At 57.6% G+C, this 19,651-nt stretch carries 16 protein-coding genes and 1 riboswitch; of the genes, 10 read left to right on the top strand and 6 right to left on the bottom strand.

Translation table 11 applies throughout. The annotated features are described in order from the left end of the window. The first annotated feature begins 90 nt into the window (after positions 1-90). The 3 genes from LRM19_RS17995 to hldE are packed head-to-tail and all read left to right on the top strand — an operon-like array spanning position 91 to position 5,740. A complete protein-coding gene (locus LRM19_RS17995) occupies positions 91-1,392 on the top strand; it encodes a CYTH domain-containing protein (protein ID WP_271369565.1) in 1,302 nt (433 codons plus the stop codon). Positions 1,393-1,413: 21 nt separating this feature from the next. Then, a complete protein-coding gene (gene glnE, locus LRM19_RS17990) occupies positions 1,414-4,269 on the top strand; it encodes a bifunctional [glutamate--ammonia ligase]-adenylyl-L-tyrosine phosphorylase/[glutamate--ammonia-ligase] adenylyltransferase (protein WP_271369564.1) in 2,856 nt (951 codons plus the stop codon). 40 nt (positions 4,270-4,309) lie between these two features. Beyond that, positions 4,310-5,740 carry a bifunctional D-glycero-beta-D-manno-heptose-7-phosphate kinase/D-glycero-beta-D-manno-heptose 1-phosphate adenylyltransferase HldE gene (gene hldE, locus LRM19_RS17985; RefSeq protein ID WP_271369563.1) on the top strand — a complete coding sequence of 477 codons (1,431 nt, stop codon included), beginning with the start codon at positions 4,310-4,312 and terminating at the stop codon, positions 5,738-5,740. Between the two features lie 78 nt (positions 5,741-5,818). On the opposite strand, the gene ubiK is transcribed toward hldE, so the two are convergent. After that, positions 5,819-6,115, bottom strand: coding sequence for a ubiquinone biosynthesis accessory factor UbiK (gene ubiK / locus LRM19_RS17980; RefSeq protein ID WP_014071796.1), 297 nt, complete (start codon positions 6,113-6,115; stop codon positions 5,819-5,821). 119 nt (positions 6,116-6,234) lie between these two features. Next, a riboswitch (FMN riboswitch) is annotated at positions 6,235-6,385 on the top strand. 106 nt (positions 6,386-6,491) lie between these two features. On the opposite strand from ubiK, the gene ribB reads away from it, so the two are divergent. Beyond that, the gene (gene ribB / locus LRM19_RS17975; RefSeq protein ID WP_028017147.1) at positions 6,492-7,145 is read left to right on the top strand and encodes a 3,4-dihydroxy-2-butanone-4-phosphate synthase; all 654 of its coding nucleotides are present in this window, start codon (positions 6,492-6,494) and stop codon (positions 7,143-7,145) included. A gap of 32 nt (positions 7,146-7,177) precedes the next feature. Here ribB and zupT read toward each other — a convergent pair whose 3' ends face one another. Next, positions 7,178-7,951 carry a zinc transporter ZupT gene (zupT, locus tag LRM19_RS17970; RefSeq protein ID WP_271369562.1) on the bottom strand — a complete coding sequence of 258 codons (774 nt, stop codon included), beginning with the start codon at positions 7,949-7,951 and terminating at the stop codon, positions 7,178-7,180. A 196-nt stretch (positions 7,952-8,147) separates the two neighbouring features. On the opposite strand from zupT, the gene ygiD reads away from it, so the two are divergent. After that, positions 8,148-8,936: a 4,5-DOPA dioxygenase extradiol gene (gene ygiD / locus LRM19_RS17965; RefSeq protein ID WP_115876291.1), complete on the top strand. Its 789-nt coding sequence runs from the start codon at positions 8,148-8,150 to the stop codon at positions 8,934-8,936. A gap of 92 nt (positions 8,937-9,028) precedes the next feature. Here ygiD and LRM19_RS17960 read toward each other — a convergent pair whose 3' ends face one another. The 3 genes from LRM19_RS17960 to tolC all read right to left on the bottom strand — a co-directional run bounded on the left by LRM19_RS17960 (position 9,029) and on the right by tolC (position 12,529). Then, positions 9,029-10,189, bottom strand: coding sequence for a glutathionylspermidine synthase family protein (locus tag LRM19_RS17960; RefSeq protein WP_271369561.1), 1,161 nt, complete (start codon positions 10,187-10,189; stop codon positions 9,029-9,031). A gap of 2 nt (positions 10,190-10,191) precedes the next feature. Beyond that, positions 10,192-10,860, bottom strand: a complete 669-nt coding sequence (locus LRM19_RS17955; RefSeq protein ID WP_048028997.1) for a DUF1190 family protein — start codon at positions 10,858-10,860, stop codon at positions 10,192-10,194. A gap of 190 nt (positions 10,861-11,050) precedes the next feature. After that, positions 11,051-12,529, bottom strand: coding sequence for an outer membrane channel protein TolC (tolC, locus tag LRM19_RS17950; protein ID WP_271369560.1), 1,479 nt, complete (start codon positions 12,527-12,529; stop codon positions 11,051-11,053). Between the two features lie 204 nt (positions 12,530-12,733). Here tolC and nudF point away from each other — a divergent pair, with 204 nt between their 5' ends. From nudF to parE, 5 genes are read left to right on the top strand one after another with little or no spacing between them, the layout of a single operon-like run. Then, a complete protein-coding gene (gene nudF / locus LRM19_RS17945) occupies positions 12,734-13,366 on the top strand; it encodes an ADP-ribose diphosphatase (protein ID WP_008502974.1) in 633 nt (210 codons plus the stop codon). Then, positions 13,363-13,785, top strand: coding sequence for a DUF1249 family protein (locus tag LRM19_RS17940; protein WP_271369559.1), 423 nt, complete (start codon positions 13,363-13,365; stop codon positions 13,783-13,785). Before nudF ends, LRM19_RS17940 begins: the two co-directional genes overlap by 4 nt. A 27-nt stretch (positions 13,786-13,812) precedes the next feature. Further along, complete coding sequence (cpdA, locus tag LRM19_RS17935; protein WP_271369558.1) at positions 13,813-14,640, top strand: 3',5'-cyclic-AMP phosphodiesterase; 828 nt, start codon at positions 13,813-13,815, stop codon at positions 14,638-14,640. Continuing rightward, positions 14,640-15,221 (top strand): esterase YqiA, encoded by a 582-nt coding sequence (yqiA, locus tag LRM19_RS17930; RefSeq protein WP_047173609.1) that lies wholly within the window; start codon positions 14,640-14,642, stop codon positions 15,219-15,221. Before cpdA ends, yqiA begins: the two co-directional genes overlap by 1 nt. 28 nt (positions 15,222-15,249) lie before the next feature. Continuing rightward, entirely contained in the window at positions 15,250-17,142 is a 1,893-nt protein-coding gene (gene parE / locus LRM19_RS17925) for a DNA topoisomerase IV subunit B (RefSeq protein WP_271369557.1), read from the top strand. 83 nt (positions 17,143-17,225) lie between these two features. Here parE and LRM19_RS17920 read toward each other — a convergent pair whose 3' ends face one another. Continuing rightward, positions 17,226-19,367, bottom strand: coding sequence for a TonB-dependent siderophore receptor (locus LRM19_RS17920; RefSeq protein WP_271369556.1), 2,142 nt, complete (start codon positions 19,365-19,367; stop codon positions 17,226-17,228). Positions 19,368-19,651: the final 284 nt, after the last annotated feature.

Here is a 19,651-nt window from a genome sequence, read left to right as displayed (position 1 = left end):
TTTGGCGCAAAATACTATGTACTGACAAATAAATGGCGAGGAAGTTCGCCCTCATTGACGCGTCTGTGACGCCCGCAAAAGTACAAGACTATGGCTCAGGAAATCGAATTAAAATTTATCGTCGAAAAAGACAGCGTTGACGCACTCCGCCAGCATCTGCATACGCTTTCCGGCGAACACCATGCACCGGTACAACTGCTTAATATCTATTACGAAACGCCAGACAACTGGCTGCGCCGCCACGATATGGGGCTGCGCATCCGTGGCGCGAGCGGGCGCTACGAGATGACGATGAAAATTGCCGGCCGCGTGGTCGGCGGTTTACATCAGCGCCCGGAATACAATATCGACATCAGTAAGCCAGAACTTGAGCTGGAACGTTTCCCGGCGGAAGTCTGGCCGGAAGGCGAGCTGCCTTCCGCGCTGGCGGAACAGGTACAGCCGCTGTTCAGCACCGATTTCTGGCGCGAGAAATGGCTGGTGACGGAAGGCAAAAGCCGCATCGAAATCGCCCTCGATCTGGGTGAGGTGAAGGCAGGGGAATTCCAGGAACCGATTTGCGAACTGGAGCTTGAGCTGCTGGATGGGGACGCAAATGACGTGCTGAAGCTGGCGCGCAGGCTGGTGAGTCAGTCCGGACTGCGTCAGGGAAGCCTGAGTAAAGCCGCGCGGGGTTACCATCTGGCCGCCGGAAATGCGCCGCGCGTGCTGAAAGAGACGACCATTTTGCACGTTGCGCCGAAAGCCAGCGTTGAACAGGGTCTGGAAGCCGCGCTGGAGCTGGCGCTTTCTCAGTGGCAGTACCACGAAGAGCTGTGGGTGCGAAATGTGAAAAACGCCAAATCCCACGTGCTCGCGGCGATTGCCCTGGTGCGCCATACCCTGGCGCTGTTCGGCGGCATCGTGCCTCGCAAAGCGAGCGCTCACTTACGCGATCTGCTGACGCAAACCGAAACGCTAATGCTCTCGGACGTCTCGGCGCAAACGGCGATTTACAGCCCGCAAGCCGCTTCGGCAAAACTGGCGCTGACCGAGTTTCTGGTCACGCGCGGCTGGCGCGCCTTCCTGGATGCGAAAGCCGAGGCCAAAATCGCGGAAAACTTTAAGCGTTTCGCGGACATTCATCTTTCCCGTCATGCCGCTGAACTGAAGAGCACCTTTGCGTATCCGCTCGGCGATAAGTATGGCGATCAGCTTCCCCGTCTTTCGCGCAACATCGACAGCATGCTGCTCCTTTCCGGTGCCTACGACGGGCCACAGGCGCAGGCGTGGCTGGAAAACTGGCAGGGGCTGAAGCATGCCATCGAAACCCGTCAGCATATTGAAATTGAGCATTTCCGTAATGAGGCCATTTCGCAGGAGCCGTACTGGCTGCACAGCGGAAAACGTTAACTCTGGCAAGGAACCCCTAGAATGCCGCTTTCTTCAGCGTTACAGCAGCAGTGGCAGACCGTTTGCGAACGTCTGCCTGAGTCATTACCGGCGTCATCGTTAAGCGAGCAGGCGAAGAGCGTGCTCGCCTTCAGTGATTTTGTGCAGGAAAGCATCGCCGTCTACCCGGACTGGCTGGCGGAGCTTGAAAACGCACCGCCGCAGGCGGACGAGTGGCGGCACTATGCCGGCTGGCTGCAGGCCGCACTCGAAGACGTAGCGGATGAAGCGACGCTGATGCGCGTCCTGCGCCAGTTCCGCCGTCGGGTGATGGTGCGCATTGCCTGGGCGCAGGCGCTGGAGCTGGTGAGTGAAGAGAGTACGCTGCAGCAGTTAAGCGAGCTGGCGCAGACGTTGATTGTCGCCGCGCGCGACTGGCTCTACGCCGCCTGCTGTAAAGAGTGGGGCACGCCGTGCAGCGAGGAAGGGGTTCCTCAGCCGCTGCTGATTCTGGGGATGGGCAAGCTGGGCGGCTGCGAACTGAACTTCTCCTCCGATATCGACCTGATTTTCGCGTGGCCCGAGAACGGCTCTACGCGCGGCGGCCGTCGCGAGCTGGACAACGCCCAGTTCTTTACCCGCCTCGGTCAGCGTCTGATTAAGGCGCTGGATCAGCCGACGCAGGACGGCTTTGTTTACCGCGTGGACATGCGCCTGCGTCCGTTTGGCGACAGCGGACCGCTGGTGCTGAGCTTTGCCGCGCTGGAGGATTACTACCAGGAGCAGGGGCGTGACTGGGAGCGCTATGCGATGGTTAAAGCGCGGATCATGGGCGACAGCGGCGACGCTTACGCTAACGAACTGCGCGCCATGCTGCGCCCGTTCGTGTTCCGTCGCTATATCGACTTCAGCGTCATCCAGTCTCTGCGTAATATGAAAGGGATGATCGCCCGTGAGGTTCGCCGTCGCGGGCTGAAGGACAACATCAAGCTCGGCGCGGGCGGCATTCGCGAAATCGAATTTATCGTCCAGGTCTTCCAGCTTATTCGCGGTGGCCGTGAGCCGTCCTTGCAGTCCCGCTCGCTATTGCCGACGCTGAGCGCCATCGAACAGCTTCATCTGCTGCCGGACGGCGACGCGCAAACCCTGCGCGAGGCCTATCTTTTCCTGCGACGTCTGGAAAACCTGCTGCAAAGCATCAACGACGAACAGACCCAGACCCTGCCGGGGGATGACCTTAATCGGGCGCGCCTGGCCTGGGGCATGCGCGTGGATGACTGGTCTACGCTGACCGAACGGCTGGACGCTCACATGGCGGGCGTGCGCCGCATCTTTAACGAGCTGATTGGTGATGACGAAAGTGAATCGCAGGACGACGCGCTTTCCGAGCACTGGCGCGAGCTGTGGCAGGACGCACTTCAGGAAGATGACACGACCCCCGTGCTGGCGCACCTGAGTGACGACGCCCGCCATCGCGTGGTGGCGCTGATCGCGGATTTCCGTCTCGAACTGAACAAACGCGCCATCGGCCCGCGCGGTCGTCAGGTGCTGGATCACCTGATGCCGCATCTGCTGAGCGAGGTCTGCTCGCGGGCGGACGCGCCGGTGCCGCTGTCGCGCATGATGCCGCTGCTGAGCGGGATTATTACGCGCACCACGTATCTGGAGCTTCTGAGCGAGTTCCCGGGGGCGCTGAAGCATCTGATTACGCTCTGCGCCGCGTCGCCGATGGTGGCGAATAAGCTGGCGCGATATCCGCTGCTGCTGGATGAGCTGCTCGATCCGAACACGCTGTATCAGCCCACGGCGACGGATGCCTACCGGGACGAGCTGCGTCAGTATCTGCTTCGCGTGCCGGAAGAAGACGAAGAGCAACAGCTGGAGGCGCTGCGTCAGTTTAAGCAGGCGCAGATGCTGCGCGTGGCGGCGGCGGATATCGCCGGAACGCTGCCGGTGATGAAAGTGAGCGATCACTTAACCTGGCTCGCGGAGGCGATCATCGACGCGGTAGTGCAGCAGGCGTGGGTGCAGATGGTGGCCCGCTACGGCCAGCCGAAGCACCTTGCTGACCGTGAGGGGCGAGGGTTTGCCGTGGTGGGTTACGGCAAGCTCGGCGGCTGGGAGCTGGGATACAGCTCCGATCTGGATTTAATCTTCCTGCACGACTGCCCGGTTGACGTGATGACCGATGGTGAGCGTGAAATTGACGGGCGTCAGTTCTACCTGCGCCTGGCGCAGCGCATCATGCATCTGTTCAGCACCCGCACCTCGTCGGGCATTTTGTATGAAGTCGATGCGCGCCTGCGTCCGTCCGGCGCGGCGGGCATGCTGGTCACTTCAACGGAATCCTTCGCCGATTACCAGAAGAATGAAGCCTGGACGTGGGAGCATCAGGCGCTGGTGCGCGCTCGCGTGGTATATGGCGATCCGCAGCTCAAAACGCAGTTCGATGCCATCCGTAAGGAGGTTATGACCACCGTGCGCGAGGGCAGTACGCTGCAGACCGAAGTGCGCGAGATGCGCGAGAAAATGCGCGCGCATCTGGGTAATAAACATCGCGATCGCTTTGATATCAAAGCCGACGAGGGCGGGATCACCGATATTGAATTCATTACCCAGTATCTGGTGCTGCTGCACGCGCACGACAAGCCTAAGCTGACCCGCTGGTCGGATAACGTGCGCATTCTGGAACTGCTGGCGCAAAACGACATCATGGACGAGCAGGAGGCGCAGGCCTTAACCCGCGCCTACACGACGCTTCGCGACGAGCTTCATCACCTGGCGCTGCAGGAGCAGCCGGGGCACGTGGCGCTGGACTGTTTTGTCGCAGAACGCGCTCAGGTAACGGCCAGCTGGCAGAAGTGGCTGGTGGAACCGTGCGTAACAAATCAAGTGTGATATTATCGCGCGCAAATTGTGAATCTTTCTGGAGTCAGGAATGAAAGTAACACTGCCAGAGTTTGAACGTGCTGGAGTTATGGTTGTTGGGGATGTGATGCTGGATCGCTACTGGTATGGACCGACCAGCCGCATCTCTCCGGAAGCACCGGTACCGGTGGTTAAGGTCGACACCATTGAAGAGCGTCCCGGCGGCGCGGCAAACGTGGCGATGAACATTGCCTCTCTGGGCGCGCAGTCGCGTCTGGTGGGCTTGACCGGCATCGACGATGCGGCGCGCGCGCTGAGCAAGTCGCTGGCGGACGTGAACGTGAAGTGCGACTTCGTTTCTGTTCCGACCCACCCAACGATTACGAAACTGCGCGTGCTGTCGCGCAACCAGCAGCTGATCCGCCTCGACTTTGAAGAAGGGTTCGAAGGCGTCGATCCCGAGCCGCTGCACGAGCGTATCAACCAGGCGCTGGGCAATATCGGCGCGCTGGTGCTGTCCGATTACGCCAAAGGCGCGCTGGCGAGCGTGCAGACGATGATTCAGCTGGCGCGTAAAGCCAACGTACCCGTGCTGATCGACCCGAAAGGGACCGATTTTGAGCGCTATCGCGGCGCAACCCTGCTGACGCCAAACCTCTCCGAATTTGAAGCGGTGGCGGGCAAATGCAAAACCGAGGAAGAGCTGGTTGAGCGCGGCATGAAGATCATTGCTGACTTCGAATTATCTGCGCTTCTGGTGACCCGCTCCGAGCAGGGGATGACGCTGCTGCAGCCGGGCAAAGCGCCGCTGCATATGCCAACACAGGCGCAGGAAGTGTACGACGTGACCGGTGCCGGTGACACGGTGATCGGCGTTCTGGCGGCGACGCTGGCAGCGGGTAATTCTCTGGAAGAAGCGTGCTACTTCGCTAACGCCGCGGCGGGCGTGGTCGTGGGTAAACTCGGGACCTCAACCGTTTCGCCAATCGAGCTGGAAAACGCGGTGCGTGGTCGCGCGGATACCGGTTTTGGCGTCATGACCGAAGACGAGCTGAAGATGGCCGTCGCCGCCGCGCGCAAGCGTGGGGAAAAGGTGGTGATGACCAACGGCGTGTTCGACATTCTGCACGCTGGCCACGTTTCTTATCTGGCGAATGCGCGCAAGCTGGGCGATCGCCTGATTGTGGCGGTCAACAGCGATGCCTCGACGAAACGCCTGAAGGGTGAAACGCGTCCGGTGAACCCGCTCGAGCAGCGTATGATTGTGCTCGGCGCGCTGGAAGCGGTGGACTGGGTGGTGTCGTTTGAAGAAGATACCCCGCAGCGCCTGATTGCCGGTATTCTGCCGGACCTGCTGGTAAAAGGCGGGGATTACAAGCCGGAGCAAATCGCGGGCAGCGAAGAGGTTTGGGCCAACGGCGGCGAGGTGATGGTGCTCAACTTTGAGGACGGGTGCTCAACCACCAGCATCATCAAGAAGATCCAGAAAGACAGTCAGTAAAAAAAACGGGCCAGTTGGCCCGTTTTTTTTCACCCTCTCCCTGTGGGAGAGGGCTGGGGTGAGGGCATCAGGCCGCACTTACTCCTGATCATCCACCGGCGGAATGGCCGGTGCCGGCTTCACTTCTTCCGGCGCATTGCGGTTTTCCAGCTCGGTCAGACGCTGTTCCAGCAGCGCCAGCTTCTCGCGGGTGCGCAGCAGAACCTGCGTCTGCACGTCGAACTCTTCGCGGCTGACTAAATCAAGGCGAACCAACTGCGCCTGCAGCGTCTGGCGGATTTTCTTTTCTACGTCATCACCAAATTCACGAATGCCTTTTGGCATAGATTCATGAACCTGACGCGCGATCTGCTCAATTTTTTTCGGGTCAATCATTGTCGTTTCCCTTGATGGAAAGGTGTTAGTGTCCATTGTAGCGCGTCATGCCCGGGGTAAACAAAATTGTTTGATGCTTATGCATTGCCCAGGATAATCAATAGCGTTATAGTTATCTCGCTTATTCTCAGGGCGGGGCGAAATTCCCCACCGGCGGTAAATCAGCGTGACGCTGAAAGCCCGCGAGCGCTTTGGGTGAAAACTCAAAGGTCAGCAGATCCGGTGTAATTCCGGGGCCGACGGTTAGAGTCCGGATGGGAGAGAGTAACGATCAAGTCGGGCATGGGCCCGCTCACGTTATCTTTTTGCCGCTTATACGGCGCTCCTAAGACTGCCCTGATTCTGGTAACCATAATGTTAATGAGGTTTTTTTACCATGAATCAGACGCTACTTTCCTCTTTTGGCACTTCAACTCAACGTGTTGAACATGCACTGGATGCACTGCGCGAAGGCCGCGGTGTGATGGTGCTTGACGATGAAAACCGTGAAAACGAAGGCGACATGATTTTCGCCGCCGAAAACATGACCGTTGAACAGATGGCGCTGACCATCCGTCACGGCAGCGGCATCGTATGCCTGTGTATTACCGAAGATCGTCGTAAGCAGCTCGAGCTGCCGATGATGGTCGAAAACAACACCAGCGCCTTTGGTACCGGTTTTACCGTGACCATTGAAGCGGCGCATGGCGTGACCACCGGTGTGTCTGCGGCTGACCGTCTGACTACCGTACGTGCCGCCATTGCTGATGATGCGAAGCCATCCGATCTGCACCGTCCAGGCCACGTCTTCCCGCTGCGCGCGCAGGCGGGCGGCGTGTTGACCCGCGGCGGCCACACCGAAGCGACCATCGACCTGGTGACGCTGGCGGGCTTCAAACCTGCCGGTGTGCTGTGTGAGCTGACCAACGATGACGGCACCATGGCGCGCGCGCCGGAGTGCATCACCTTTGCCCGTCTGCACAATATGCCGGTGGTAACGATTGAAGATCTGGTCGAGTATCGCCAGGCGCACGAGCGCAAAGCCAGCTGATAATAAAAACGCCGGGATGTCCCGGCGTTTTTTTACCCGATTCCTGCGGTCTGCAGCAGAACCAGACTTAATCCCATCACCGACATTCCGCACAGCACGCCATAGCTGGGGTTGTTGTTAGGATCGATCTCCTTCGCCAGCGGCATCAGTTCATCCACCGAAAGCGCAACCATGATCCCGGCTACCGTTGCCATAATCGCCGCCATCACTACCGGAGAGACCAGGCTACCAAGGATCAGCCAGGCCAGTACGCCGCCAAGGATTTCGGCCATCCCGGAAATACCCGCCCAGAACACCGCGGTGCGTTTCGATCCCGTTGCGGCATACACGGGTCCGGCGACGGCCAGTCCTTCAGGAATATTGTGTAAGGCCACCGCCAGCGCGATGCCAAAGCCCATCTCAAGATTGCTGCTGGCCGTCACGTAGGTGGCGACCCCTTCCGGGAAGTTATGCAGGCTGATGCCAAGCGTTAACAGCACGGCGGTACGCTTGATATTGCGCGGCATGGGCGTCACGTTTTTTTGCATTAAATCCTGCGGATGGGCGTGCGGCAGCATTCGATCGAGGGCAAAGTACCCCAGCAGGCCAAAGACAAACATGCCGTAGCCCAGCAGCGGAGACATGCCTTCCGTGCCCAGCGCGGCAGGGAGCATTTCCATCAGGGAGATGAGCAACATGATCCCGGCAGCAAAGCCCAGTGAGAAGGCCAGCACGCGGTTAGAGGGCTTTTGGCCGAGCACGCCGAGGATCGCGCCGATGAAGGTCGCGGCGCCCGCCAGTATGGTCAGGATCAGAGGGACTGACATGCATTGCTCCTTATGATAATGATTCTCATTAATATAAATGATTCATTTCTGGCAAAGCGAGGGGGAAAACCCGGCTTTACACATTCCTTACATTCAAATTTCCTGATGATGATCTTCACGCTTATCTGCGTTCATCTTTGCCGGATTGCGCGTAATGTAGCACCATTAAATTGACACCTTCCGTAAGGATATCACCATGACTTCTTCACGTATGCCAGCCCTGTTTTTAGGCCACGGTAGCCCTATGAACGTTCTGGAAGACAACGTCTATACCCGCGCCTGGCGTCATCTGGGCGAGACGTTACCGCGTCCGAAAGCGATCGTGGTGGTATCTGCGCACTGGTTTACCCGTGGGACGGGCGTGACCGCCATGGAAGCGCCAAAAACCATTCATGATTTTGGCGGCTTCCCGCAGGCGCTTTACGACACGCATTATCCGGCCCCCGGCTCGCCCGAGCTGGCACAAAGGCTGGTGGATTTGCTGGCGCCTGTCCCTGTGACGCTGGATAAAGAAGCCTGGGGCTTTGACCACGGCTCCTGGGGCGTGCTTATTAAAATGTATCCTGATGCGGATATCCCGATGGTGCAGTTGAGCATCGACAGCACCAAACCGGCCGCCTGGCATCTGGAGATGGGCCGCAAGCTGGCGACCCTGCGTGATGAAGGCATCATGCTGGTGGCGAGCGGCAACGTGGTGCATAACCTGCGTACCGCACGCTGGCACGGTGAGAACACGCCGTACCCGTGGGCGACCGCCTTTAACGACTACGTTAAAGCGAACCTGACCTGGCAGGGGCCGGCTGAGGCGCATCCGCTGGTGAACTATCTGGATCATGAGGGCGGTTCGCTTTCTAACCCGACGCCGGAGCACTTCCTGCCGCTGCTGTACGTACTTGGCGCGTGGGATGGTCAGGAGCCGGTGACGATCCCGGTCGACGGTATTGAGATGGGCAGTTTGAGTATGCTATCGGTGCAGGTGGGATAATAAAAGCAAAACGGCAACGTCAGGTTGCCGTTTTTAGTCTTTCCACCCTCTCCCTGTAGAGAGGGCTGGGGTGATGGCATCAGGCCGCAGTCTTACTCCACGAAAATGTGCGGATAGAACCGCGACAGATCCTGCGTGATCAGCGCGCGATCTTCGCGAATGCCAATTCCGGCAGGTTGATCGTTGATGAGCCAGCTGCCAATCAGCGTATAGCTGTCGCCAAATTTTGGAAGTTGATAGAACTCCTGGACGATCATCCCTTCTTCGCCGTACGGCCCTTCAACCGCTTCCAGCGTCTTGCCGTTTTCGATAATCGACACGTTCGCGCCTTCGCGGGAGAAGATCGGCTTAACGACGTACTTCTCCATTTGCGGGTAATCATCTTCTGCAAAGTACGCCGGCAGCAGGTTCGGATGGTTCGGGAACATCTCCCAGAGCATCGGCAGCAGGGCTTTGTTGGAGATAATGCTCTTCCATGCCGGCTCAAGCCAGCGCACGCCAGCATCTTCCAGCTTGGTGGAGAACATCTCGCGCAGCATGTATTCCCACGGATAGAGCTTGAACAGGTTGCTGATCACCTGGTCCTGCATGTCCGTGAACTGACCTTTTTCACCGAGGCCAATATCCTCAATATAGAGGAACTCGGTCGCCACCTCCGCTTCAGCGGCGCAATCCTGCAGATACTGAACCGTGCCACGGTCTTCTTCCGTGTCGCGGCAGCAGGAGAGATGAAGCAGGTTGAAGCCAAACTGCTCGCGCAGCTCGGCGAAGCGCTCAATCAGCTTTTCCTGCAGGCTGTTGAACTGGTCGCTGCCTTCCGGCAGGTTTCCGGCATTGGCCTGGTCTTCCAGCCAAATCCACTGAAAGAACGCCGCTTCGTACAGGGACGTTGGGGTATCGGCGTTGTTTTCCAGCAGCTTAGGCTCGCCTTTGCCGTCCCACGCCAGATCCAGGCGAGAGTAAAGCGAAGGCTGATTCGTTTTCCACGACTGGCGGACAAAGCTCCAGGTGTGCTTTGGAATGCGGAACTTTGCCATCAGCTCGTCGCTGTCGATGACTTTTTCCACCACCTTCAGGCACATCTGGTGCAGCTCGGCCGTTACCTCTTCCAGCTTCTCAACCTGGGCCAGCGTGAGCTTGTAATAGGCGTCTTCACACCAGTACGGCTCGCCGTACATGGTGTGGAAGTTAAAACCGTACTCGGTGGCTTTTTCGCGCCAGTCCGGGCGCTCGGTGATACTGACTCGTTCCATGATCAGCCGCCCATTGAGCGAGTAGAGGAGGTGCCTGTCGCGCTGCGCTGCATGCTGGTCTGCTTCGCCACAGACTCACCGAACCCGCCACGGGTGATGGTGCTGGTGGTCGCAGGCTTCGGCGCCATCGCCGTTTTCGGTACGGTCACGGTGCGGCCAGGGGTCGCTGCGCCGTAGCCTTTGCCGCTGGCATCGGTATATTGACCGTAAGCCGGGCTGGCCGGGTTTTTCGAGCTAAACAGCGGCTGCTGCTGGTAACCTGCACCACCGCCCATCAGGCGGCCCATCATGTAGCCTGCCATCAGCGGCATCCAGAAGCTGCCGCTGGACTGCGCCTGCGCCTGATTTTCAGGTGCGGTGCCTGCCTGAGCCGGTGCCTGCTGGCACTGACCTTCACCAAACTCCGCCACGCAGTCTTCGCGTGAGGCATATTTCGGCGCGGTACGTTCCGCTTCTTTCAGCGCGCTGGTGTAAGCCGTTTTACATTCGGCGGCTTTGCCGGTTGCGGCAGAACAGTCGTCCGCGTTTTGATACAGCGAAACCGTTTCGTCATTTTTCTCACAGCCTGCCAGCATAAAGACAGCCGTGACCGCCAGCGCAACAGGGGTGAGGTGACGCGCGTTCCAGCTCTTGCGGAACGACGCGTGATTGATCGTTTTTGTCCGTTTCATCTTTGTCTTCCAGGACCCAGTGGTAATAACGCTCAGGATAGAGGATGAGTGGTTGAAAATGAAGCGAAGAGGGGCGGAATCAGGGGGATCTTTACGTTGGCTTACGTTCGGATGTGATTCAGATGCGCCCTCTCCCTGTGGAAGAGGGCTGGAGTGAAGGCATCAGGCCGCAGTGGGCCTGATGACACTCTTAGTTACGGAACGGATTATTGCTCTTGCTGGCAGGCGCTGTGGTTCGCGCGGCAGCAGGCTGTGCAGCAGGGGTAGTGCCGTTAGCGTTGAAGTTATCAACCGCGGCAACCTGCTCCGGGTTCTCCGGTGCAACGCTGTCCGGAGTGGTGGAGACTGGTTTGCCCAACGCGCTGTTCAGCATCTGCAGGTCTTGCTCGTTCAGCGTACCCAGAGCCTGTTTGATGTTCAGCTGGTTAATCAGGTACTGGTAACGCGCGCTGGAGAGCTGCTGTTTCGCGTTGTACAGCGTGGTGGTCGCATCGAGCACGTCCACAATAGTACGTGTACCGACCGAGTAACCTGCTTCCATCGCGTCCAGGGAGCTCTGTGCAGACACAACGGCCTGTTTATAGGCGTTGATGCTGCTGATTGAGGCGTTCACGTTGTTGAAGGAGGAACGCACGGTCTGCACCACGTTGCGGTGGGCGCTTTCCAGCTGCTCGCTCGCGCCAACAAAGTTGTACTGCGCCTGTTTCACCTGGGAGTTGACCTGACCGCCCTGATACAGCGGCAGGGAGAAGCTCAGGCCCACCTTGTTCTGGCCCATATTGCTGTCGTCATACTGGGACGTATTGGTTTTAGAGCCGCTGTAGGTTGTATCAGAGACACCGGTAGACGCGCTCAGGCTCAGGGTTGGCAGATGGCCGTCCTGCGCCTGACGAATTTGCTCGCGGGCCAGGTCCTGGCTCAAACGCGCCTGCAGCAGCGTCAGGTTGCGGTTTTCCGCCTCTTTCAGCAGGGCGTTAACGGCCTGCGGCTTATCCGTTTTGAAGCTGTCGACGTTCAGGGAGGCCAGCTCAGGATAGTAATTGCCGGTGACCTGACGCAGGGATTCCAGCGCGTTGTCGAGGTTGTTACGCGCGGTCACTTCGTTAGCCAGCACGGTGTCGTACTGTGAACGGGCGTTCTGCACGTCGGTGATCGCGACCAGGCCCACGTTGAAGCGCTGGGTGGTTTGATCTAACTGACGGTAAATGGCCTGTTTCTGCGCTTCGGTGTAGGAGAGTGCGTCAATCGCGCTCAGCACGTTGAAGTACGCCGTGGCAGTATTCAGGATCAGCGTCTGCTGGTCGGTCTGATAGGTCACATCCTGGATGCCTGCGCTCTTTTCCTGCAGGGTCAGGGCACGCCATTTGGACATATCAAACAGCGTCTGTGTTAATTGCAGTGAGGCGCTGGTAGCATTGGAGTTTACGCCGTTAGCGTCGCGGAAACCGTTGCTGTAGGTATAATCTGCACCTAAACCTAACTGTGGCAGCAAGGGGCTACGAGCTTCGTTAATCTTTTCAAACGCAGCATCACGATCGGCCGCTGATTTACGTAAATCAGGGTTGCCCAGACGTGCCTGCTGGTAGACCTGTAACAGGTTTTCCGCCTGGCTCATTGCACTGAAGCCCGTCAGGCTCAGGCCGATAAGGATGGGGAGCAATTTCTTCATTTGCATTCCTTGTTGTGAAGCAGTATTAGCGCTGATCTAATTAAAAAATAATTGCCGATTCTAACAGAATCATCCACACCAAAAGGTTGGCGTTACGTGCCATCTGGCGGTAATTTGCACCAATCTACCATATAGCCTTACAAACGGCAGCCAAACAGCCTTGAAATTCACAATTTCATCACCATTGCTACCAGGACTCGACTCATGCAAAAACCAGAAAAGTTGCCCGTGACATTCGCCAAAAACGATGTAGAAATTATTGCACGAGAAACGCTTTATAGCGGTTTTTTTTCAATGGATCTTTACCGTTTCAGGCATCGCCTGTTCAACGGTGAAATGAGCGGCGAAATCAGACGCGAAATATTTGAGCGCGGGCATGCGGCAGTCTTGCTACCCTTTGACCCAGTGCGTGACGAAGTTGTGCTGGTGGAGCAGATCCGCATCGCCGCTTATGACGTCAGTGAGAGCCCGTGGCTGCTGGAAATGGTGGCCGGGATGATCGAAGAAGGTGAGACGGTTGAAGACGTCGCCCGACGCGAGGCGCTGGAAGAGGCCGGGCTGGTGGTGGGCCGCACAAAACCGGTGCTGAGCTATCTGGCAAGCCCGGGAGGTACCAGCGAGCGCTTGTCCATTATGGTGGGCGAAGTGGACGCCACGACGGCGGAAGGGATCCACGGTCTGGCAGATGAAAACGAAGATATTCGGGTTCATGTGGTGAGCCGGGAACAGGCTTATCAGTGGGTAGAAGAGGGGAAAATCGACAACGCAGCGTCTGTCATCGCCCTGCAATGGCTGCAGCTGCATTATCAGACATTACGAAACGAGTGGAAAAAATGAAGCGCTATACGCCTGACTTCCCAGAAATGATGCGCCTGTGCGAAACGAATTTCGCACAATTGCGCCGCCTGCTGCCGAAAAACGACGCACCCAGCGAAACGGTAAGCTATCAGGTGAGCAACGCGCAGTATCGTTTAACGATAACAGAATCAACGCGCTACACTACGCTGGTGGAAATTGAGCAAACGGCACCCAGCATTAGCTACTGGAGCCTGCCGTCGATGACGGTACGCCTCTATCACGACGCGATGGTCGCTGAAGTGTGTTCAAGCCAGCAGATCTTTCGCTTCAAGGCGCGGTATGATTACCCGAATAAAAAGTTGCATCAACGCGACGAAAAGCATCAAATTAACCAGTTTTTAGCCGACTGGCTAAGATATTGTTTAGCACATGGAGCAATGGCGATTCCGGTTTGTTAGCGTCATAAACCTACCTAAGGACACCATTTGGAAAGCCTGTTGAACCTGACTGTTGCTGGTGGGGCGCCAGTCAGGATATTACAAATCACCGATACCCACCTTTTTGCCGAAAAGCATGAAACGCTGCTGGGGGTGAATACCTGGGAGAGTTATCAGGCGGTACTTAGCGCCATTCACGCTGAAAACCGTGCATGCGATCTGATTGTCGCAACGGGCGATCTGGCGCAGGACCAATCTTCCGCGGCCTACCAGCATTTTGCTGAAGGCATCGCGAGCTTTAGCGCGCCCTGCGTCTGGCTGCCGGGTAACCACGATTTTCAGCCCGCAATGTACAGTTCTCTCCAGGATGCGGGGATTTCTCCGGCGAAATGTGTTTTTGCGGGTGACCAGTGGCAGATCCTGCTGCTGGACAGCCAGGTGTTTGGCGTCCCGCACGGTGAGTTAAGCGAGTTTCAGCTCGACTGGCTGGAGACCAAACTGGCTGCTGAACCTGAACGTCACACGCTGCTGTTGCTTCATCATCACCCTCTGCCGGCGGGCTGTAGCTGGCTCGATCAGCACAGTCTGCGCAACTCCGCAGCGTTGGATCGCGTGCTGGCGAAGTTCCCGCGAGTGAAAAACCTGCTGTGTGGACATATTCACCAGGAACAGGATCTCGACTGGAACGGGCGCCGCATGCTGGCGACGCCGTCGACCTGCGTTCAGTTTAAGCCCCACTGCGCCAACTTTACGCTGGATACCATTGCGCCAGGCTGGCGCTGGCTGGAACTGCATGCCGACGGCACGCTGACCACGGAAGTCTGCCGTTTGACCGGTGCAAAATTCCGCCCGGATACCGCTTCAGAAGGCTATTGATGTCTACGCTCCTTTATCTGCACGGATTCAACAGCTCGCCGCGCTCCGCAAAAGCGACTCTGTTTCGCCAGTGGCTGAGCGAGCATCACCCCGACGTTGAGATGATTATCCCGCAGCTGCCGCCTTACCCGGCAGAGGCCGCGGAGATGCTGGAATCGATTGTGCTTGCGCACGGCGGCGAAACCTTTGGTGTGGTCGGTTCCTCGCTGGGCGGGTATTACGCCACCTGGCTCTCACAATGCTTCATGCTACCTGCCGTTGTGGTTAATCCGGCGGTTCGGCCATTTGAGCTGCTGAGGGACTTTCTTGGCGAAAACGAGAACCCCTACACCGGGCAGCAATATGTGCTAGAGTCACGCCATATTTACGATCTCAAAGTTATGCAGGTCGACCCGCTTGAGGCGCCGGATCTCATCTGGCTGTTGCAGCAGACGGGTGATGAAGTGCTGGATTACCGCCAGGCAGTGGCGTATTACGCCTCCTGCCGCCAGACTATAGAAGAGGGCGGAAACCATGCTTTCACGGGCTTTGAGAATCATTTCACCCAGATTGTCGATTTTCTTGGACTGCACAGCCACTGACAATCAATGCGAATTGCTAGTTTAAATCATGACGCAAACCTATAACGCTGATGCCATTGAGGTCCTCACCGGGCTTGAGCCGGTTCGCCGCCGCCCGGGGATGTACACCGATACAACGCGCCCAAACCATCTGGGCCAGGAAGTTATTGATAACAGTGTGGACGAAGCGCTGGCGGGCCATGCCAAACGCGTTGACGTTATCCTGCATGCCGATCAGTCGCTGGAAGTCATCGACGACGGGCGCGGCATGCCGGTGGATATCCATCCGGAAGAGGGCGTGCCTGCCGTTGAGCTGATCCTCTGTCGTCTGCATGCGGGCGGTAAGTTCTCCAACAAGAACTACCAGTTCTCCGGCGGCCTGCACGGCGTGGGGATTTCCGTCGTCAACGCCCTGTCCAAGCGCGTGGAAGTAAACGTCCGTCGCGACGGCCAGATTTATAACATCGCGTTTGAAAACGGCGAGAAGGTGCAGGATCTGCAGGTTGTCGGCACGTGCGGCAAACGCAACACCGGCACCAGCGTCCACTTCTGGCCTGACGAAAGCTTCTTCGACAGCCCGCGCTTTTCCGTATCCCGCCTGACGCACCTGCTGAAAGCCAAAGCGGTGCTGTGTCCGGGTGTGGAAATTACCTTTAAGGATAACGTCAACAATACCGAGCAGACCTGGTGCTACGCCGATGGCCTGAACGACTACCTGTGCGAAGCGGTAAACGGCCTGCCGACGCTGCCGGAAAAACCGTTCGTCGGTAACTTTAGCGGCGATACCGAAGCGGTCGACTGGGCTCTGCTGTGGCTGCCGGAAGGCGGCGAACTGCTGACCGAAAGCTACGTCAACCTGATCCCAACCATGCTCGGCGGTACCCACGTCAACGGGCTGCGTCAGGGACTGCTGGACGCGATGCGCGAATTTTGCGAATACCGCAATATCCTGCCGCGCGGCGTGAAGTTGTCGGCGGAAGATATCTGGGACCGCTGCGCCTACGTGCTCTCCGTGAAGATGCAGGATCCGCAGTTTGCCGGTCAGACCAAAGAGCGTCTGTCGTCACGCCAGTGCGCGGCGTTTGTCTCCGGCGTGGTGAAAGATGCGTTTACCCTGTGGCTGAACCAGAACGTTCAGGCAGCAGAGATGCTGGCTGAAATGGCGATTTCCAGCGCCCAGCGTCGTCTGCGTGCCGCGAAGAAAGTGGTGCGTAAAAAGCTGACCAGCGGCCCTGCGCTGCCGGGCAAGCTGGCGGACTGTACCGCGCAGGATCTCAACCGTACCGAGCTGTTCCTCGTGGAAGGGGACTCAGCGGGCGGATCGGCCAAGCAGGCGCGCGACCGTGAATATCAGGCGATCATGCCGCTCAAGGGGAAAATCCTGAACACCTGGGAGGTCTCTTCAGACGAAGTGCTGGCCTCGCAGGAAGTCCACGATATCTCGGTGGCGATCGGTATCGATCCGGACAGCGACGATCTGAGCCAGCTGCGCTACGGCAAGATCTGTATCCTCGCGGATGCGGACTCCGATGGTCTGCACATCGCCACGCTGCTGTGCGCGCTGTTTGTGAAGCACTTCCGCACGCTGGTTAAAAATGGTCACGTCCACGTGGCGCTGCCGCCGCTTTATCGTATCGACCTCGGCAAAGAGGTTTACTACGCGCTGACGGAAGAAGAAAAAGCGGGCGTGCTGGAACAGCTGAAGCGCAAGAAGGGCAAACCTAACGTTCAGCGCTTTAAAGGGCTGGGCGAGATGAACCCGATGCAGCTGCGCGAAACGACGCTGGATCCGAACACGCGCCGTCTGGTGCAGCTGACGATCAGCGACGAAGACGAACAGCAGACCAACGCCATTATGGATATGCTCCTTGCCAAGAAACGTTCGGAAGACCGTCGTAACTGGCTGCAGGAGAAAGGCGATATGGCGGATATTGAGGCCTGATGCCCTCACCCTAACCCTCTGTCACAGCGAGAGGGAATGGATCGTAAGCCCGGTAAGCGTTAGCGCCACCGGGCTTTTTTACATCAAAACTCCATCTTCACCGTAAACTGCACTTCGCGCGGGTCGCCAATCTGATTACCCAGATTGTTGGTGGCGATAGATGAGGTGTAGTAGGTTTTATCAAACAGATTCTTCACGTTCACCTGCAGCGTCACCGGATACTGTAGCTTCATCTTGTACGCCGCAAACGCATCCGCCACGAAATAGCCCGGCAGATAATAATCCGCACCGTTGGTTGCGGAACGACGGCTTACGCCGTGCCCGCCGCCGCCCAGCGTCAGGGTATTACCGGCAAACGCATTGTGAATATCGTAGGTCAGGAACAGGGAGCCGGTATGGCGCGGCACGTTCGGCAGCGGTTTGCCCGCGTAGTCCGGATCTTCCAGCACCTTCGCGTCGGTATAGCCATAGCTGGCGATAATATTGGTGTTCTCGGTCAGTGAACCGGCCAGATCCACCTCCACGCCCTGGGAGCGCACGCGGCCCGCCGTTTTGGCGATGGTTTCCCCCCCCACGCTTTCGTTGTACAGCACGTTGCGTTTGTGGATATCAAACAGCGCGATATTGGCGGTAACCCCGTCGAACAGGTCGAACTTTGCGCCCACCTCGTAAGCATTCGACGTTTCCGGCGGCAGATCGCCGATGTAGCTCGCAATGGACGACTGCGGCATAAACGTTTGCGAGTAGTTGGCAAACAGCGAGACCGCTGGCGTGAGCTTATAAACCAGCCCCAGCTTCGGCGTCCACTGTTCGTCGCGGCTGTCGGTGTTGACGTTGAACGGGCGGCCTTTCCCCGCGTACTGGGTGTAATACTGGTAGCGCATGCCTGCGACGGCAATCCACTTATCGGTCAGGTACAGCGCGTCCTGCGCATAGGCAGAGTAGCTTTCCTGCTTCAGCGTCTGGTCGCTGTCGGACGCCGACACGGTGGTGCATTTGCCGAGTTTGCCATACGTCGGATGATAGATATTGAAATCCTTAACGTTCTTACAGCGGATCATGTCGGTGCGCAGCAGATCGTAATTCTCATACGACACGCCGGTCAGGATCTCATTGTAAAAGCCCGCGATGTCCACGTTCCCCTGCAGATCCGCGCGCGTCGTGTGCATACGCTGGGTCGAGCCCTGGGTGGCATCCACTCGGCGGGTCAGGTTGCCGGTTTTTGAATCGTATGCCATCACGCGCGCCTGGTTATCGCTGTATTTATCCTGGCTGTAGCTGTAGTCAAACTTCGCGGTCCACTGGCTGTTGAGGCGATATTCCGCATTGAGCTGAGCGAGATCGGACTGGCCGTCGGTCACGTTAAACGGCTCATCAAAGCGGGTTTTGCGATCGACGTCGACGGCCTTTTTGGTGTTGAGATCGAAGATCGTTCCGCGATCGAACGGCGTTTTATAGTCGCGATGCGAATAGAGCACGGTCACGGTGGCGTCGTCGCCGAACCAGGTGAGGGACGGGGCGATAAAGGTGCTGCGTTCGTTGCCAAAATTACGCCAGTAATCCTCGTCCTGATACTCACCCGTGAGGCGATACGCCAGACGCGTGCCGTCAATTGGGCCAGTAACATCGATCTGTCCGGTACCGCCGCCAAAGCTGGAAGAGGTGGCAGAAATTGAACCGCCGAAGGTCTTCTCAGGGCGTTTGGTGACGACGTTAATCAGGCCGCCCGGATCGAGAATGCCGTACAGCGTGGAGGCCGGGCCTTTCAACACCTCCACGCGCTCGGTTGCGGCATTAAAGCTGCGCGGCAGGACGGTGCGCAGGCCGTTAGTCATGATCGAGCCGTCGCGGTTCGCGCCAAATCCGCGGCGCACGAAGGCATCCTGCGTACCGCCCAGGGTGTTGGTCTGCACCACGTTGCTGACGTTGTACAGAGCTTCATCCAGCGTGGTGGCATTTTGATCCTCCAGCACTTTGTCGCTGACGGTATTGACCACCTGCGGGATCTCCAGCATCGGCATGTTGGTTAACGTCGCGGTGGAGGTGTTCAGCGGCTGATAGCCGTTGGTGGCCTCCGCCGTCGTATTTGGATCGGCGGTGACGGTAAGCGTTTCGCCGTCTTTAGCCGCGGTGTTATCTGCTGCCTGAACCAGCGGCGCCATAAACAGCAGGGAAAAGAGCGCGCGCCCTTTTACCCCAGAGAGTGAAGGTGTGAACGTAGCCATTACATCTGTTATCCCGAAATATCCCGCGAATGCGTTCGCGGCAAACTGTGTGAGTCATTGCCCTTTACGGTCTGTCCGTTAGCCGTAAGTAGCATCGGACATGTAATTGAGAATCATTCAATCATGCGTGAATGTAGTAGTAAATGGAAAAAAGAAAAAATCGACTACACCGTTTAACCGTGCGTACAAGCGCAGCGGGATAATAATTAAGTCATTGAAATAGATGTTTTTACAAGCCGTCCAGTTTTCACTTTTACTCAGGCTTATCCCTGGTTTTTTCAGGG

Origin of the sequence: Enterobacter sp. PI-10, assembly GCF_027947695.1 — a bacterium.
In the GTDB taxonomy this organism is placed as follows: Bacteria; Pseudomonadota; Gammaproteobacteria; order Enterobacterales; family Enterobacteriaceae; genus Enterobacter; species Enterobacter vonholyi.
This window is presented reverse-complemented; position numbering and strand designations above follow the sequence as displayed.

Coding starts and splice junctions, on each gene's coding strand:
- glnE (WP_271369564.1), top strand. CDS start 1,414: ATGCCGCTTTCTTCAGCGTTACAGCAGCAGTGGCAGACCGTTTGCGAA.
- tolC (WP_271369560.1), bottom strand. CDS start 12,529: ATGAAGAAATTGCTCCCCATCCTTATCGGCCTGAGCCTGACGGGCTTC.
- LRM19_RS17920 (WP_271369556.1), bottom strand. CDS start 19,367: ATGGCTACGTTCACACCTTCACTCTCTGGGGTAAAAGGGCGCGCGCTC.
- zupT (WP_271369562.1), bottom strand. CDS start 7,951: ATGTCAGTCCCTCTGATCCTGACCATACTGGCGGGCGCCGCGACCTTC.
- LRM19_RS17940 (WP_271369559.1), top strand. CDS start 13,363: ATGAAGCGCTATACGCCTGACTTCCCAGAAATGATGCGCCTGTGCGAA.
- ubiK (WP_014071796.1), bottom strand. CDS start 6,115: ATGATTGACCCGAAAAAAATTGAGCAGATCGCGCGTCAGGTTCATGAA.
- LRM19_RS17955 (WP_048028997.1), bottom strand. CDS start 10,860: ATGAAACGGACAAAAACGATCAATCACGCGTCGTTCCGCAAGAGCTGG.
- hldE (WP_271369563.1), top strand. CDS start 4,310: ATGAAAGTAACACTGCCAGAGTTTGAACGTGCTGGAGTTATGGTTGTT.
- yqiA (WP_047173609.1), top strand. CDS start 14,640: ATGTCTACGCTCCTTTATCTGCACGGATTCAACAGCTCGCCGCGCTCC.
- LRM19_RS17960 (WP_271369561.1), bottom strand. CDS start 10,189: ATGGAACGAGTCAGTATCACCGAGCGCCCGGACTGGCGCGAAAAAGCC.
- parE (WP_271369557.1), top strand. CDS start 15,250: ATGACGCAAACCTATAACGCTGATGCCATTGAGGTCCTCACCGGGCTT.
- ygiD (WP_115876291.1), top strand. CDS start 8,148: ATGACTTCTTCACGTATGCCAGCCCTGTTTTTAGGCCACGGTAGCCCT.
- nudF (WP_008502974.1), top strand. CDS start 12,734: ATGCAAAAACCAGAAAAGTTGCCCGTGACATTCGCCAAAAACGATGTA.
- LRM19_RS17995 (WP_271369565.1), top strand. CDS start 91: ATGGCTCAGGAAATCGAATTAAAATTTATCGTCGAAAAAGACAGCGTT.
- ribB (WP_028017147.1), top strand. CDS start 6,492: ATGAATCAGACGCTACTTTCCTCTTTTGGCACTTCAACTCAACGTGTT.